Source organism: Corynebacterium sp. DNF00584 (genome assembly GCF_001552965.1).
Lineage (GTDB): Bacteria > Actinomycetota > Actinomycetes > Mycobacteriales > Mycobacteriaceae > Corynebacterium > Corynebacterium phoceense.
Genome location: NZ_KQ959769.1, coordinates 17,674 through 32,853, shown reverse-complemented (window position 1 = coordinate 32,853; position 15,180 = coordinate 17,674). Strand labels below are relative to the sequence as shown.

The 15,180-nt window shown below is 62.8% G+C and carries 16 protein-coding genes and 7 tRNA genes; 8 read left to right on the top strand and 15 right to left on the bottom strand.

Annotation, left to right across the window (positions count from 1 at the left end; all coding sequences use genetic code 11):
- Positions 1 to 2 precede the first annotated feature (2 nt).
- From pgsA to HMPREF0307_RS11220, 12 genes are all read right to left on the bottom strand, one after another.
- Positions 3 to 629, bottom strand: a complete 627-nt coding sequence (gene pgsA / locus HMPREF0307_RS11275) for a phosphatidylinositol phosphate synthase (RefSeq protein WP_066493038.1) — start codon at positions 627 to 629, stop codon at positions 3 to 5.
- Positions 622 to 1,233: an HIT family protein gene (locus HMPREF0307_RS11270; protein WP_369799447.1), complete on the bottom strand. Its 612-nt coding sequence runs from the start codon at positions 1,231 to 1,233 to the stop codon at positions 622 to 624. Before HMPREF0307_RS11270 ends, pgsA begins: the two co-directional genes overlap by 8 nt.
- Complete coding sequence (gene thrS, locus HMPREF0307_RS11265; RefSeq protein WP_066493036.1) at positions 1,220 to 3,277, bottom strand: threonine--tRNA ligase; 2,058 nt, start codon at positions 3,275 to 3,277, stop codon at positions 1,220 to 1,222. Before thrS ends, HMPREF0307_RS11270 begins: the two co-directional genes overlap by 14 nt.
- 77 nt (positions 3,278 to 3,354) lie before the next feature.
- The gene (locus HMPREF0307_RS11260) at positions 3,355 to 4,590 is read right to left on the bottom strand and encodes a Dyp-type peroxidase (RefSeq protein WP_066493031.1); all 1,236 of its coding nucleotides are present in this window, start codon (positions 4,588 to 4,590) and stop codon (positions 3,355 to 3,357) included.
- A gap of 9 nt (positions 4,591 to 4,599) precedes the next feature.
- Positions 4,600 to 5,235: a copper chaperone PCu(A)C gene (locus tag HMPREF0307_RS11255; protein WP_066493029.1), complete on the bottom strand. Its 636-nt coding sequence runs from the start codon at positions 5,233 to 5,235 to the stop codon at positions 4,600 to 4,602.
- A 13-nt stretch (positions 5,236 to 5,248) separates the two neighbouring features.
- A complete protein-coding gene (locus HMPREF0307_RS11250; protein WP_066493027.1) occupies positions 5,249 to 5,794 on the bottom strand; it encodes a copper resistance CopC family protein in 546 nt (181 codons plus the stop codon).
- Between the two features lie 348 nt (positions 5,795 to 6,142).
- A tRNA-Gly gene (locus HMPREF0307_RS11245) sits at positions 6,143 to 6,215 on the bottom strand.
- Positions 6,216 to 6,255: 40 nt separating this feature from the next.
- Positions 6,256 to 6,327, bottom strand: a tRNA-Val gene (locus tag HMPREF0307_RS11240).
- A gap of 24 nt (positions 6,328 to 6,351) precedes the next feature.
- A tRNA-Cys gene (locus tag HMPREF0307_RS11235) sits at positions 6,352 to 6,422 on the bottom strand.
- Positions 6,423 to 6,469: 47 nt separating this feature from the next.
- A tRNA-Gly gene (locus tag HMPREF0307_RS11230) sits at positions 6,470 to 6,542 on the bottom strand.
- A 23-nt stretch (positions 6,543 to 6,565) separates the two neighbouring features.
- Positions 6,566 to 6,637, bottom strand: a tRNA-Val gene (locus HMPREF0307_RS11225).
- A gap of 25 nt (positions 6,638 to 6,662) precedes the next feature.
- Positions 6,663 to 6,735, bottom strand: a tRNA-Gly gene (locus HMPREF0307_RS11220).
- Between the two features lie 296 nt (positions 6,736 to 7,031).
- Here HMPREF0307_RS11220 and HMPREF0307_RS11215 point away from each other — a divergent pair.
- From HMPREF0307_RS11215 to msrB, 3 genes are all read left to right on the top strand, one after another.
- Positions 7,032 to 7,103: transfer RNA gene (locus HMPREF0307_RS11215), tRNA-Val, on the top strand.
- Between the two features lie 105 nt (positions 7,104 to 7,208).
- Positions 7,209 to 8,504, top strand: coding sequence for a glycosyltransferase family 87 protein (locus tag HMPREF0307_RS11210; protein WP_231725176.1), 1,296 nt, complete (start codon positions 7,209 to 7,211; stop codon positions 8,502 to 8,504).
- A complete protein-coding gene (gene msrB, locus HMPREF0307_RS11205; RefSeq protein WP_066493026.1) occupies positions 8,497 to 8,910 on the top strand; it encodes a peptide-methionine (R)-S-oxide reductase MsrB in 414 nt (137 codons plus the stop codon). The genes HMPREF0307_RS11210 and msrB overlap by 8 nt, the downstream gene beginning before the upstream one ends.
- A 41-nt stretch (positions 8,911 to 8,951) precedes the next feature.
- Here the strand turns inward: msrB and hemQ are convergent, their stop codons facing one another.
- Positions 8,952 to 9,647 carry a hydrogen peroxide-dependent heme synthase gene (hemQ, locus tag HMPREF0307_RS11200; RefSeq protein ID WP_066493023.1) on the bottom strand — a complete coding sequence of 232 codons (696 nt, stop codon included), beginning with the start codon at positions 9,645 to 9,647 and terminating at the stop codon, positions 8,952 to 8,954.
- Between the two features lie 130 nt (positions 9,648 to 9,777).
- On the opposite strand from hemQ, the gene HMPREF0307_RS11195 reads away from it, so the two are divergent.
- From HMPREF0307_RS11195 to HMPREF0307_RS11175, 5 genes are all read left to right on the top strand, one after another.
- Positions 9,778 to 10,413 carry a DUF3000 domain-containing protein gene (locus HMPREF0307_RS11195; RefSeq protein WP_066493021.1) on the top strand — a complete coding sequence of 212 codons (636 nt, stop codon included), beginning with the start codon at positions 9,778 to 9,780 and terminating at the stop codon, positions 10,411 to 10,413.
- Positions 10,413 to 11,645, top strand: coding sequence for an HRDC domain-containing protein (locus HMPREF0307_RS11190; protein ID WP_066493019.1), 1,233 nt, complete (start codon positions 10,413 to 10,415; stop codon positions 11,643 to 11,645). Before HMPREF0307_RS11195 ends, HMPREF0307_RS11190 begins: the two co-directional genes overlap by 1 nt.
- 196 nt (positions 11,646 to 11,841) lie before the next feature.
- Positions 11,842 to 12,180 carry a helix-turn-helix domain-containing protein gene (locus HMPREF0307_RS11185; protein WP_197418410.1) on the top strand — a complete coding sequence of 113 codons (339 nt, stop codon included), beginning with the start codon at positions 11,842 to 11,844 and terminating at the stop codon, positions 12,178 to 12,180.
- A 2-nt stretch (positions 12,181 to 12,182) separates the two neighbouring features.
- On the top strand, positions 12,183 to 13,019 hold the full coding sequence (locus HMPREF0307_RS11180; protein WP_066493016.1) for an ImmA/IrrE family metallo-endopeptidase: 837 nt from the start codon (positions 12,183 to 12,185) through the stop codon (positions 13,017 to 13,019).
- A 4-nt stretch (positions 13,020 to 13,023) separates the two neighbouring features.
- A complete protein-coding gene (locus HMPREF0307_RS11175; RefSeq protein WP_066493012.1) occupies positions 13,024 to 13,647 on the top strand; it encodes a PIN domain-containing protein in 624 nt (207 codons plus the stop codon).
- Between the two features lie 131 nt (positions 13,648 to 13,778).
- On the opposite strand, the gene HMPREF0307_RS11170 is transcribed toward HMPREF0307_RS11175, so the two are convergent.
- Positions 13,779 to 14,423, bottom strand: coding sequence for a response regulator transcription factor (locus HMPREF0307_RS11170; protein WP_066493010.1), 645 nt, complete (start codon positions 14,421 to 14,423; stop codon positions 13,779 to 13,781).
- A complete protein-coding gene (locus tag HMPREF0307_RS11165) occupies positions 14,420 to 15,115 on the bottom strand; it encodes a sensor histidine kinase (protein ID WP_066493009.1) in 696 nt (231 codons plus the stop codon). Before HMPREF0307_RS11165 ends, HMPREF0307_RS11170 begins: the two co-directional genes overlap by 4 nt.
- Between the last annotated feature and the right edge of the window lie 65 nt (positions 15,116 to 15,180).

Below are 15,180 nucleotides of genomic sequence, written 5' to 3'. Positions count from 1 at the left end.
TTCTAGAGGTCTTCTTTAAAGCGTGCCTTCGTGTCCTGGCGGCGGGCCTGCAGCATGCGCTCAATAACGGTCCAGATGGAACCGACCACGAGGATCCACAGGGCGACCTCGATGGAGTACGGGATGCCGAGGCCCTCGAAGCCCACGCCCACGAGACCGATGATGAGGCGCTCGGGGCGCTCGATGAGACCGCCCACAATCGTGAAACCGCTCGCCTCTCCGCGCGCCTTGATATACGAAATGACCTGCGAGCACACGAGAACGATGAGGCACGCCACCACGGTCCACGAGCTCGCGTGGTCCACGTAAACCAACCAGTAGACGATGGAGGCAAACAGTGCGCCGTCCGTGATGCGGTCGCACGACGCATCGAGGGTCGCACCAAAACGCGAACCGCCCGTGGTCATGCGGGCCATCGTGCCATCGAGCATGTCGAACGCGGCAAAGAGACCGGAGAGGATGGCGGCAGCGAAGAGATGGTTCGTGGGGATGAGGACCACGGCGATCGCGATGGTGACCACCGTGCCCACCACGGTCACGACGTTGGGCGTGAGCCCCATTTTGAGAAATGTCTTGGCGACGGGTTCCACCACGACGGCGGCCGGCTTGCGGCCATGCACACTAAGCATGCTTGTCTTCCTCTTCGATTTCTTGCCACCCTGCGGCGAGCACCGCGCGGGTATCCCGCAGCAACGCAGGCAAAACCTTCGTGCCGTCGATGATAGTCATAAAGTTGCTGTCGCCCGCCCAGCGCGGCACGACGTGCAGGTGAAGATGGTCACCCACCGAGCCGCCCGAGGCCTTACCCAGGTTGAAGCCGACGTTGATGGCCTCCGGCCGGGAGACGCGCTTGAGCGTGCGCACAGCCTTCTTCGCGAAGGCCATAAGCTCAGCCGTTTCCGCGTCCGTCAGGTTCTCCAGCTGGGATTCCTTGCGGTACGGCACGACCATGAGGTGCCCCGCGTTATACGGAAACAGGTTGAGCAACGCATAGACGTGCTCGCCGCGCGCGATGATGAGCGCGTCCTCGTCCGACTTCTTCGGCGCCTCGACGAAGGGATCCGTGGACGTGCGTCCCGGGTCCGTGATGTAGGCCTGTCGGAACGGCGCCCACAGACGCTCCAAGCGATCGGGCGTGCCTACGCCGGAGTCAACGTACGTGCCCGCGTGAGCGGGCTCGCCCGCGGGCACGTCGGCCGAACCGGCGGCATCGGAAGGCTTAAACGCGGGCACCGATGTTTCCCTCAGACGGCTGCTCGTTGTTGCGCGAGCGGATCCAGTCCTCGATGACATCGACCGCGCGGCCCACCGGCACGCCGTTGACCTGCGTGCCGTCCAGGAAGCGGAAGGACACGGCGTCGGCCTCGACATCGCGGGCACCGGCTAGGAGCATGAACGGCACCTTGCCCGTGGTGTGATTGCGGATCTTCTTCTGCATGCGGTCGTCCGAGGTATCGACAGTTGCGCGCACACCGCGGGCACGCAGCTGCTCCATGATCCTCTCCAAGTGCGGCGCGAAATCGTCCGCGACCGGAATACCGATGACCTGGTGCGGCGCCAGCCAGGCAGGGAAGGCGCCGGCGTAGTGCTCGAGCAGCACGCCGAAGAAACGCTCGATGGAGCCGAAGAGCGCGCGGTGGATCATGATCGGGCGCTTCTTCGTGCCGTCCTGCGCGGTGTACTCCAGCTCGAAGCGCTCCGGCAGGTTGAAGTCGAGCTGCACCGTGGACATCTGCCACGTACGGCCAATAGCGTCGCGCGCCTGGACCGAAATCTTCGGGCCGTAGAACGCGGCACCCGCCGGGTCCGGCACGAGCTCGAGGCCCGAACGCTCCGCGACGCGCTGCAGGATCTCCGTGGAGCGCTCCCAAATCTCGTCCGAGCCCACAAACTTATTCGGGTCCTTGGTGGACAGCTCCAGGTAGAAGTCGTCCAAGCCGTAGTCCTTGAGCAGCGAGATGATGAACTCGAGCACGCTCGTAAGCTCTTCCTCGAGCTGATCCTCGGTGCAGTAGATGTGCGAGTCGTCCTGCGTGAAGCCGCGGGCACGCGTGAGGCCATGGATAACGCCCGACTTCTCATAGCGGTAGACCGTACCGAACTCGAAGAGGCGCAGCGGCAGCTCACGGTAGGAACGACCACGCGACGCGAAGATGAGGTTGTGCATGGGGCAGTTCATCGGCTTGGCGTAGTAATCCTGCGCCTGCTTGGTGACGTTGCCTGCCTCGTCTGTCTCGCCGTCGAGCTGCATGGGCGGGAACATGCCGTCCTTATAGAAGTCTAGGTGGCCGGACTTAGCGAAGAGGTCGCCCTTCGTGATGTGCGGGGTGTTGACGAAGTCGTAGCCGGCCGCGATGTGGCGGCGACGGGAGTGCTCCTCCATCTCCAGACGGATGATGCCGCCGTTCGGGTGGAACACCGGGAAGCCAGAGCCAATCTCGTCCGGGAAGCTGAACAGGTCCAGCTCTTGGCCCAAGCGGCGGTGGTCGCGCTTCTCCGCCTCTTCCAGCATGGTCTGGTACGCCTCGAGCTGCTCCTTGGACTCGAAGGCCGTGCCGTAGATGCGCTGCAGGCCGGCATTGTTCTGGTCGCCACGCCAGTAGGCGGCAGAAGAACGGGTGAGCGCGAAGGCCGGGATGTACTTCGTGGTCGGCACGTGCGGCCCACGGCACAGGTCGAACCACTCGACCTCGCCCGTGCGCGGGTTGACGTTGTCGTAGTGCGTGAGATCGCCCGCGCCCACCTCGGCGGCCTCGTCCGAATCCGGGTCGACGTTGGATTTGTCGACCACGAGCTCGAGCTTGAACGGCTCCTCGGCCAGCGCCTTCTCCGCTGCCTCGTTGGAGGCGTAGGTGTGGCGCTCGAAGCGCTGTGCGGACTTGATGATCTTCTTCATCCGCTTCTCAATGTTCTTCAGGTCTTCCGGCGTAAACGGCTCGGCCGTCTGGAAGTCAAAGTAGAAGCCGTTCTCGATGGCCGGGCCAATGCCCAACTTCGTGCCCGGGAAAAGATCCTGCACGGCCTGCGCCATGACGTGACCCGTGGAGTGGCGGATGACGGCGCGACCGTCTTCCTCACTCGCTGCGACCGGCGTGAACACGGTGTCCGTCTCCGGGGTGTGGGAGAGGTCGAAGAGCATGCCGCTCTCGTCACGGACAACCACAACGGCCTCCGGGCCCTTGTTCGGCAAGTCCTTGAGGGCCTGGCCCACCGGAGTGCCGGCCGGGACCGTCACGGGCTCGTAGTTCACCGGTACAGCAGGGATCATTTCCGCCATGTCGCGCTCCTTATGCGCTCACGCGGGACGGGCATACCTGGCCAGCCCCGCTAAAGGTCAAGATACAGCGAATAAGTCTACCCCTTTAAGAGGTTTTCTCCCCAACTAGTACCGCCCTGCGTACCGGGCACCACGTAGTACATCGCCGAGCCCACGTGCGTAATCCACGTATTGAGCTGATCGACCTCATCCAGGCGCGCTTGAATGGGCTCAAACTGCTCGCGCGGATTCTTCTGAAAGCAGATAAAGATCTGCCCGGAGTTAGACAATTCCCCCGGCCGTTCCGGTGAGGGCGCCAGGTCAAAGTTATACGGCCTGCGCAAAATGACCTGCTCCGGATGGTCCGCCGGCGGATGGGCACGCGCCACGTGCGACGTCGGGTCAATAGCCTTCAACCCGTACTTGTCGCGCGCCTCGAGGTCCACCGGATCGTTTTCTTCCGTGCCCGACAGCGGCGCACCGTTATCCAACGTGCGGCCAATGGAAATCTCCCGCGCATGACGGTCGACTTCCTCCCACGTCTCCATGTTCATATTGATGCGCCGCACGACCATCGCCGTGCCGCCCTTGAACGGCCCATCCTCAATCCATACCTGCTCGCCAAAGTCCGCGTCCGTCTTGGGATTGACGGTCCCGTCCTTCTGGCCGAACACGTTGCGCGGGGTCTCCCCGTCCTCCAACGAGCCGTTAGCATTGAGGAAGCCCTGCTGCACCCACGCCACGTCCGCATACGACGCGCCCGAGCGCACCATATGGCGCAGGACGTGCGAGGCCGTGAGCTGATCGTCGCAACAAATCTGTAGCACGACATCCGTCTGGCCCCATTCAGGGCGCAGCTTGTCCCTCGTATACGAGCGGACGTCGCCCAGCCACTCCGGCTTCTGCGCACCAATCTTTGCGAAGAAAGACTCGCCCCAGCCGCACGTCACCGTGAGGTTCGCGGGGGTCTGCGTCATCTCCGGCTCGAGCGATCCGCGCGGCGTTTCCGCCGTGCACAACGCCCGCGCGTCCTCGGTCCACAGCCGCATCAGGTTGCGCGCCCCACGCTGCCCCGCCCCATCCTTGAGGTTAAATCCGACGAGGTTGACGTGCGCCTGCGAGGGCGTTTGCACGCCCGCCTGGTGCTCGCCATCAAAAGGCACAATGGCATCCGCAAGCGGGGCACCGCTTACCGATGCCCCTTTCTCCCCACTCGTTGCCTGACCGACCGGATCCGCTTCTTTACCGCGGGCACAGCTCGCCACCACGAGCGCGCTTGCCGCGACGGCGCCGCCGGCCATGAGCTCGCGGCGTCCCAACTGCGCATGTGTCATTGCTAGTCCTTAGTGGGCGTGGTCGTGCTCGGACATGTCCGCCATCCCTGGCATCTCCGACATTCCGGCCATGCCGCCTTCCATGTCCTGGTAGCCCTCCTCGCCGGCGTTCATGGAACGCACCGGCTGCGCACCCAGGTCGACGGTCGTGCCGTCCTCAAGCTCCAGCGTGACGTCGACTTCCTCGCCAGCCATGACCGGCTCGGCAACACCCATGAGCATGAGGTGCTGGCCGCCCGGGGCCAGGGTCACGGACTCGCCGGCCGGGATCATGAGACCATCGGTGTCTTCCTGCATGACACCGTCGACGACCTCGTGAATCTGGTTCATCTTGGCGTCAATGGACGTGGTGAAGCCCGTGACGTGGATGTCCTTATTCGAGCCGTTGTGGATCTCGCCGAAGATGGCGGTCATATCCGAGTCCGCGGCCATCTCACGCACGACGCCGTCGTGCATGTGGATGTCGCCCATGGCGTGCTCTTCAGAACCTGCTTCAGCGCTCTTGTCCGCGCTAGCCTTTGCCGCTGCGGACGATGCAGTGTCCACCTTCTCTGCCGAGTCGTTCTCCTGCGCCGGCGAGCATGCCGCAAGCGCGAGGGCCGCGGCGACGACGGAAGAAACGAGGACGGTACGAGTATTGAGCATGAACGTGCCTTTCTTAATCATTACGGCGAGACTTTGCCGCGAAGAGGATGAGTACTGCGATAACTGCAAGGACCGCCCCCACGGCGATGATCCACTTCCACGGCGTCGACGCATTTTGCGCCGCATCCGCGACCGGATCGCCCGTCGTGGATTCCTCGGAGGAATCAGCCGCCTGGCCAGCAACGTCAAACGGCACCGAGCCACGCGTCGCATGTCCATCCGAGGACGTGATTTGGAATCCCACCTGGTAGTGGCCCGGTCCCGGGTTCACGCCTTCCGGCGTCTCCACGGTGAGCTCGCGGCCGTCCACGGTCGGCTCCGCATCGAAGATCACGTCGCCCGAGTTCGTGTCCGTCACCGCGAAGGTATTGAACCCCTCGCGCGGAATCGCGGAGAACTCCAGCGTGATTTCCTTTGGGAACTCTTCAAGCGGCGCATCGCTTACCACGTTGCCGCCCACCACTGAGTCGTGGGCCTGAGCAACCGGTGCCGTTGCGAGTGCCGCTGCCGCGACGAGCGCTGCTGCACTCGAACGAAGGCCCGAACGAAGAATTCTCATGAAGGTGATGCTCCTTGTCTCAAAGTACGGAAAGTATCCGTGCAATTATCACATCGTATCGCCGCCGCCTACCCCCACAGCTTTCCGCCTCGGGACCAGCGCGCGATACCCAGGTAGTCGTTGCCTCACTGCCAATGGTTCCCAACAAAGATGTACGTCACACTTTCGCGCCACATCCGCCGCGGCTCCCTTCACTCGAGGGCATTTTGCCGTCGAAGCCCTCCCCAACCGCCAATTTCGCACCACTTCTCGGCAAAAACACAGCCGTTCCAGTTTTTCACGCTTCCCCAACACCGCACAACGCCCACAACGCAAAAGCGCCGCCCCGTAGGGCGACGCTTTAATCTGAGCGGATGACGAGACTCGAACTCGCGACCCTCACCTTGGCAAGGTGATGCGCTACCAACTGCGCTACATCCGCATTCGAAACCAGGCCCGGTTTCTGGGACTAAAAGTCCGTGTGCGCGATACTGGGATTGAACCAGTGACCTCTTCCGTGTCAGGGAAGCGCTCTCCCGCTGAGCTAATCGCGCGGGCATCTTCACGTGAAGACTTTGAGGTGGAAACGGGAATCGAACCCGTGTGCAAGGTTTTGCAGACCTTTGCCTCACCACTCGGCCATTCCACCGTGGCTTACCGCCTCAACAGTACACTCTCAAAGAAGAGAAGTACCTGAGCGGATGACGAGACTCGAACTCGCGACCCTCACCTTGGCAAGGTGATGCGCTACCAACTGCGCTACATCCGCATTCGAAACCCGAGGGGTTTCTGTGCGCGATACTGGGATTGAACCAGTGACCTCTTCCGTGTCAGGGAAGCGCTCTCCCGCTGAGCTAATCGCGCGGGATTCGGTTCATAAAAGAACCTGAGCGGATGACGAGACTCGAACTCGCGACCCTCACCTTGGCAAGGTGATGCGCTACCAACTGCGCTACATCCGCATGCACTGCGATGTGATGTTTTGATGTAAGAATTAACAACACTGTGCGGTGCGAGTAGAAACATTATCCTTTGGAGCCACAGTTTGCCAAATCGCCCGTTCAGACGCGGGTTTCACTCATCCCCCAAGCACCCGAGACACGCACCCGAATGACACCACTGTCATTTCAGCACAACACGACACCGTCACGGCCACTCGAACACGGCGCAGCCCAGCGATCCGCGCCACGATTTCACCCCGACCTGCCGATTAGGTACCGCACACAGGAGCGTGCTACTTTTCTCCTGTACCCAATGAGGTCCTATAGCTCAGTGGGAGAGCGTTCCGTTCACACCGGAAAGGTCGTTGGTTCAATCCCAACTAGGACCACAATCAGCCCCGGCGGCGAGTTCACCTCGCAACCGGGGTTTTTGCTTGCCCGTACTCCGTGTGGCACCCCATGTTCCCTGCGCCTATTCCCTAGAATCCACACACGTGAATGAATCCCTGCGCGCGAGAATCGACGGCCTGTTTACCGCCCGGCACGCCCTAGCCCCCGGCTTCGGCGAGCCGGCCTCCCCGGCCGCACAGAATGACGGGCCCGAGACAGCCGCACCAAGCATCAGCCACCGCGTCCTCCGCGCCGCCGCGTGGCCGCTCGCACTTGTCCTTATCGCACACCGGATTCTCATCAGCGCCGTCAACGGCTCCCCTACGGACGACTTCACGACGGTCTACTCCGCCGTCCGCCGCATGCTGGCTGGCGACTCCGTCTACGCACAGGCCTACGACCAGGTCGATCCGCTCTATCTCTACAACCCCGGCGCCACGCTTCTGCTCACACCGCTGGGCCTCGCGGATAACCCAACGGCCGCGCGCATGGCGTTCATCCTCGCCAACGCCGCGTGCATCATCGTCGCACTAGCACTCCTCACCAGACTCGTTAACAAACCCTTAAGCGGCGCCACGCCCCCCATCGCCATCGCTCTCGCATGTGCCACCGAGTCTGTCACCAACACGCTGACCTTCTCCAATATCAACGGCGTCCTTCTCCTCTTGCTCACCGGCTGGCTCTACCTGTTCATCAGGGGCGCACAAGGCCAGACAAAAAAGATGTGGCTTGCCGGACTCGTCCTTGGCATTGCCATCCTCGTCAAGCCGCAGTTTGCACCGCTACTTGCCTTGCACATCGTCAAACTGGACTGGAAGGGCCTCGTCGGCGGCATCGGCGTGCCGGTGCTGACCAACGTTATTGCCTGGCCGCTCGTGCCCGGCACGGAAGACTTCACGGGCAAGCTTCTCCCCTACCTTGGAACCACGCGCGACTACGCCAACTCCTCGTGGCCCGGCGTCAACGCCTACTTCCAGCTAAACAGCGGACTCTACTACACAGTCTGGACAGGCATGGCGCTCATAGTCGCCGCCGGACTCATCGCCCTCCTCAGGCGCCGCCACACCGACGTCGCGCTCTGGGCTATGACCACGGCTCCGCTCGTCCTCGTGGGCGTGTTCTTCCTCTCAAGCCTCGGACAGCAGTACTACTCCATGTGGATCGCGCCCCTTTTATTCACCATTTTCGCGCGCCGCAACGCGCTGGAGACGTGGCTGCCGTGGCTCGGCGCCGTGCTGTGTCTCGCGCCCATGTCGTGGACTTCTGTGCAGTGGCCAGACGCGGGACGGTGGATGAGTTTCTTCGCGGGCACCGCGGGATGGGCCTTCGTTATCATCGGTGTAAGCGCCGCAGCCTTGGGATGGTGGGCCCATGAGCGCGTAGAATCGCGCCATGACTGATTTCAAGCTGATCGCGGACGAAGAGTGGAAGAAGCGCCTCACGCCGGAGGAGTTCTACGTCCTGCGCCAGGCGGGCACGGAACCGCCGCATGTCGGCGAATACACCAACACGACCACGGAGGGCGTCTACTCCTGCCGCGCGTGCGGTGCCGAGCTGTTCCGCTCCACTGAGAAGTTCGAGTCCCACTGCGGCTGGCCGTCCTTCTTCTCCCCGCTCGCGGGCGAAAAGGTCGTCGAGCACACGGATACCTCCCACGGCATGGTGCGCACGGAGGTCCGCTGCGCCAACTGCAACTCGCACCTGGGCCACGTCTTTGAGGGCGAAGGCTATGACACGCCCACGGACCTGCGCTACTGCATTAATTCCATCTGCCTGAATCTCGAAGAGAAGCCGGTAGAAAAATAAAACAAGGGCCGCACCACCGAGGTGCGGCCCTTCACATCGTTTTACGGGAGAATCTTAATCAGATCCGCCACATCCGCCACGCGGTGGCCGGTGTGGAACGGAATCTCCTCACGCACGTGGTGGCGCGCCTCGGTGTAACGCATTAGGTGCATGAGGTCAACGATGCGGTCGAGGGTCGGGGCCTCGAACGCGAGCATCCACTCGTAGTCACCCAGCGCGAAGGCCGGCACGGTGTTCGCGCGCACATCGGGGTAGTTACGCGCCTGCTTGCCGTGCTCGACGAGGATGCGGCGGCGCTCCTGCGGGTCCATCGTGTACCAGTCGTAGGAACGCACGAACGGGTAGACCGCAATCCACTCGCCCGGCTCCTCGCCCATGATGAAGGACGGTAGGTGCGAGCGGTTGAATTCGGCCGGGCGGTGGAGCGCATTGCCCACCCAGGTGACTTCAGAGACCTGCCCCAGGGTCGTCTCGCGGCGGAAGTCCGCGAACGCCTTCTGGATATCGGAGAACTCCTCCGCGTGCCACCAGATCATGTAGTCGGCAGATGCACGCATGCCGGACAGGTCGTAGATGCCACGAACGGTGATCGCCTCATCCAAACCAGCGAAGAAGGCCTGGGCCTGTGCGATAGCCTCATCGCGTTCGGCGCCCAGCGCGCCCGGGTAGACGCGGAAAACCGCATGCTGCGAGTACTGCTGACGGGAGTTGAGCTCCTCGAAATCAAGCTTGGCCATGAATCCTCCATGAAAGTAAAAAGGTTGAACGCAGTCCATCTTAAGTTGGATACCGCCCCGTGCGCACCTTTCCACCCCACACGGCGCGCCTCACACCCCCAGCCTCACCCACCGGCTAGGTTTATCCCCCGTGACCCCAACTAATTCGCAGCAGCCTACAGAGCTCCGCCCTACCGAGCCTGCCGATGCCCCCCGTGAGTCCGGCACCCCCGCCGCCTTCACGCAGGCCGTCGAGTCCATGCACGCCGCGCGCATGCGTCCCGAGATCACGCTGGGCACCATCCGTCCGCCGCAGAAGCTGGCGCCGTTTAGCCACGCGATTGGCCTCGAGGTGGGCGATCAGGACCTCGACGTCGTCCCGCAGGACTCCGAGGGCGATGCCTTTGGTCGCCTCATCCTGCTCCACGACCCGGCCGCGGAGGAGTCGTGGACCGGCTCTATGCGCCTTGTCGCCTATATCCAGGCCGACATGGACTCCGAGGTCGCCTCTGACCCGCTGCTTCCCGATGTCGCCTGGGAATGGCTCACCGAGTCTCTGTCTGCCTGCCACGCCGAGTACACCAACCTCGGCGGCACCGTGACGTCCACGGCGTCTGTCCGCTTCGGCGAAATCGGCGGCCCGCCGCGCGCCCACCAGATGGAAATGCGCGCCTCCTGGACCGCGGACGGCATCGATCTCTCCTCGCACGTGGAGGCCTTTGCCGCGGTCCTCGCCAACGTCGCCGGCCTTCCGCCGGAGGGCGTCACCGACCTTATGCGCGGCTAATGTCCCATCTTCTCGATAGGCCCGCGGACGGCATCCCACCCGTCGCCGCGACCCCAGCCGCCTTCCAGCGCGCCGCGGACCGGCTTGCGGCGGGCTCCGGCCCGTTTGCCATCGACACGGAGCGCGCCTCCGCGTTCCGCTATGACGACCGCGCCTTCCTGCTGCAGATTCGCCGCGCAGGCTCCGGCACGGTCCTCCTCGATCCCGAAGGCGGTCGCGACGCGCTGACCACAGCGCTCGCCCCCGTGCTCAACAACCAGGGCTGGATCATGCACGCCGCACCTAGCGATCTTCCCTGCCTCGCCTGGCTCGGTCTCTACCCCAGCGCCATCTTCGACACGGAACTCGCCGCCCGCATGGCCGGCTTCGACCACCCGAACCTTGGCGCCATGCTCGAAGAGCTCTTCGACGTCGAGCTCGAGAAGGCATACGGCGACGCGGACTGGTCCGCACGCCCCATCCCCGCCCACCAGCTTGCCTATGCCGCCCTCGACGTCGAGCTTCTCCTCGAACTCGGCCGTAAGCTCGCCGATATCCTCGCCGAGGAAGGCAAGCTCGGCTGGGCTAACGCCGAATTCGCCCATATCGTGGACGAACACCGTTCCATCACCGCGCCGCCGGAGCCAGACTGGACGAGCTTACGGGGCATCGGCAGCCTGCGCACGCCCACACAGCTCGCCGCTGCCCGCGCCCTGTGGACGCACCGTGACCGCCAAGCCCGCGCGCGTGACATCGCGCCCGGCAAAATTCTCGCGAACAAGGCGCTTCTCGAAGTCGCGCGTTCCCTGCCGCGCTCCGAGGAAGCCCTCCGCCGCACCCGTGGATTCCCTCGCCGCCGCGCCGGCGCCTCCCAGGCCTGGTTCACGGTCCTCGACACCGCCCTGCGCGCCGACCCCTCGACATTCCCGCGCCCTGACCGTTCGCTGGCTCCCGTGCCCGGCAAGTCCACGTGGTCACGCGACTACCCCGAACTCTGGGAGGTCTACCAAGACATCCGCGCCGAGATCGACGCCCTCGCGGACGACCTTGTCATGCAGCCCGAGACCATCATCAAGACCTCTGCGGTCCGCGCCGCCGTGTGGGCTGCGCTGGGCGAGCCCCGTTTCTCCAGCGACCTCGCTGGCACGCTTAGCCGCGCTGAGGACATCCCGGCCCTCCTGCGCGACGAAGATTGCCGCGACTGGCAAATCCAGCTCGTCACGCCCATCCTCGAGCGCGCCCTCTTCCGCTAACCCCCGGTTCGTGCCGAAAATCGATCCACTATCGCGATTCTGAGCACAATTTTCGGCAGGAACCCTCTCCGGCAAGGCCGGATCACTAATACCAATGCTTGGATCGTGTTTCTTTTCCCTGTTCTACTGGACTTTTACTTGATCTAGCAGTAGCCTGAATCAAAGAAACCTTGCATGATTCAGAACGGAGATGACCATGGACTCCCGCGCCGTGGGGGCACGCATCAATGAGGCCCTCGTCAGCGCTCAGCTGTCACAGCGAGCACTGGCAGACCGCACTGGGCTTGCGCAGTCCACGCTATCGCGTATTGTCAACGGCACCCGCACGGCTACCATGCCCGAGCTCGTCCGTATTGCTGCCGCCACCGGCACCACCGTGGGTCTTCTTACCGGCACGAGCGATGCTCCCGCACGAGTTCAGTACGCGGCGCGCTCAACCAACGGGTCTACGATGACTACGCTCCGCGATAAGCTCATTTCTTTTGTTGAAATCAACGACTACCTCACGGACCAAGGATTCCAGGCGGAGCAATAGGCGTGTCAAACGAAACAGAAGCGCAAGCAGCAGCCGCTCATTTCCGTTCCGAGCATCATCTCGGCAACGGCCCACTCGGTGATCTAGCGACGCTCATCGAGCAAACTACGGGCCACCAGGTCGCCGTCGTCAAGGTCGATGACCCTAACGAACATGGACTCACAATGTGGGACCCAAAGCGCAACGTCACCTTCATAGCGGTGGCATGTACGCCGAACTTCATGCGCCAGCGCAGCTCACTTGCCCATGAGCTCGCCCATGCACTATTTCGCGACTGGTCTACACGCGAGGCCGACCAGCTTTCGAATCGAAGCCCCAGCGAAATTCGAGCAGATGCGTTTGCACGCCACTTCCTCCTGCCTGTCGACGGTCTCCGGGAATTACTTGGAGCCCCCACTGGTGACCTGGATCCCATCGACTTTTCACAAGTCATCCAGGATTTTCGAGTTTCGCCTTCTTTAGCCTCCATCGCGTTATGTTCTGCGGGGTTCATCTCCGAAGAAACCAAAAAGGTGTGGATGAAGACTACTACCAGTGCTTGGGCAACACGATTCGGGTGGATCGACCACTACCGTTCGCTGCAAATCGAGTCCCAATGTCCACGTGTCCCGCAGCGCTTGCTTGCTGCTGCTGTCCGCGGCTACGAAGCAGGCGTGGTCACGGTCGCGACAATCGCCACCCTCCGCGGCATCGACGCAGACACAGCACGCCAAGAACTGGAAGACGCTGGCATCGTGCCAACTCCCCCGCTCGTCCGTGAAACTTCTGCAAACGAAATACACAATGTCGAAGTCGACTTTTCCGACTGGCCAGCAGAACTCGAGGACGATAAGGAATAGCCCCTTGACCCCACATTCTCGTCCCATTTTAGATGCCGGACCTGGGCTCAATTTCTTTTCTATCAATAAAGAACGTCTGCTCATTGCTACACTAGGCCCGCTCTCGGCGCCGGCCATCGTCGGTGAGGAAATCCAACGGAAAGCGCGCCAGGATGCGCGTTTTGAGCGTTCGTACCGCGTATGGAAGACACTATCTTCCTCACAGTACTTGGAAGTCCTATCTGATGAGGCTACGGATGAGTTGTCTGCTGCTGTCTCACGCATCTCTGATATGTCGCTCGCTGACCGTTTCACAATCAGCAAAGACCTCGGCGAAACGATGGTCATCGCGCACGCCGTCGTGCTCGCCGAACAAGGAAAATCGGTCACGGTTCTCATTGATGACGGCGCCGGACAGCAACTCCTCGCTTTCCAGCAGGCTCGCCTCGAAAGGCTGCGTGCTGCAGGGCATAATTTCGGAGACCTGAACCTCATCACCACCCTGACTGTCTTAGAGCGAGCGGCTGGTTCCACGCACATTCCGGACAAAGCCACGATGCGCAAGCTCTACGAACGCCTACGTGGCCTGGACGACGGATTACCTCCCATCACACATACTCAGTTACTCGCTCCCTCCACATGGAGTTAATGTCTTAACCCACGCGATCGAGCCTGCCGCCGAAGGCCGTGGAGTACTACTCGAAGTAAGTAAACGTATTCGCTCGTTCCTGCCGAAAATCGATCCGCTATCGCGATTCTGAGCACAATTTTCGCAAGGAACTACGGCCGCGCCGCCAGGTACTCCAGAATCGCTTTCACGCGCCGGTTGTCTTCCTTCGGGTCGAGCCGAAGTTTGAGGAAGATATTGGACACGTGCTTGGCCACCGCCGCCGCAGAGAGCACCAGCGCCGAAGCAATCTCCTTGTTCGATTTTCCCTGGCTCATGAGCTCGAGCACCTCGCGCTCGCGCGGCGTGAGCTCCGCCAGCCCCGAGCGCCCCGAGGCCATAAGTGCCTTGGCGACCGTCGGGTCGATGACCGTGCCGCCCTGCGCCACGACCTCAAGGCTCGACAGAAAGTCCGCGACCTCGGAGACACGATCTTTGAGGAGGTAGCCCGTCCCGGCCGTGTCCACGTCGAAGAGTTCCACCGCATAGGCCGGCGCCACGTACTGCGAGAGCACCATGACTGCCAGCGACGGAAACTCGCGTCGCAGAGACACCGCCGCTTTCAGGCCATCGTCCGCCATATTCGGCGGCATCCGCACGTCCGTCACCACGATGTCCGGCAACGGGCCCGTCTTCACCAACTCGATAAGCGAGGGCGCCGTCGCGGCTTGGCCCACGATCTCGTGGCCTCGGCGCTCCAAGAGACCGGCCACGCCCTCGCGCAACAGCGCCGAGTCATCCGCCAACACGATCTTCATCGCACACCTCCCAGTCCAGAAGCCCCACGGTCCAACAGCAACGGAATGGAACACGCCACACGCGTCGGCCCACCTGGAGGCGAGGACAACGTCAACGCGCCGCCGAAGGCCTCCAATCGCTGCGCCATGCCTGCAAGCCCCTGGCCCGGCACGACGGCCGCGCCACCCGGGCCTTCGTCCACGACCGAGATATGCAGATCCGCATCCGAGGTCACGAGCACCGTCACGGGCGCGCCCGGCGCGTGCTTCGCCGCATTCGTCAATGCCTCCGTCCCGAAGAAGTATCCGGCCGCGAGCACGGACGGCGACAGCGAAGGAAGCGGGTGCGGCGCAAAGACGGAAACGTGCGGACCGTAGGAGGAGGCGACATCGGAAAGCGCGGCCACCAGCCCGTGGTCCTTGAGCACCTGCGGATGGATGCCGTGCACCGTCGTCCGCAGAGCCGCAAGTCCCGCGTCAAGGTCTTTCTTCGCCGACGCGACCAACTGGGCGGCTTCCCCAGTAAGATCCAAGGAAGCCTCACCGAGCTTGATGGACGCCGCCACAAGGTACTGTTGCGTCCCGTCGTGGAGGTCGCGCTCGATGCGCTGGCGCTCAACCTCATAGGCGTCCGCAATCGCGCGGCGTGAGGCCGTGAGCCGGGCAATCTCCGCGGCCTGGCGCTCCTCGTTGGTGGTCTTTCGCTTAAACATCGCCTCCGATCATAACCATGGCGCCAGCCGTGGCGGGCGGGGGGTAGAGCTAGCACTACCGCGAA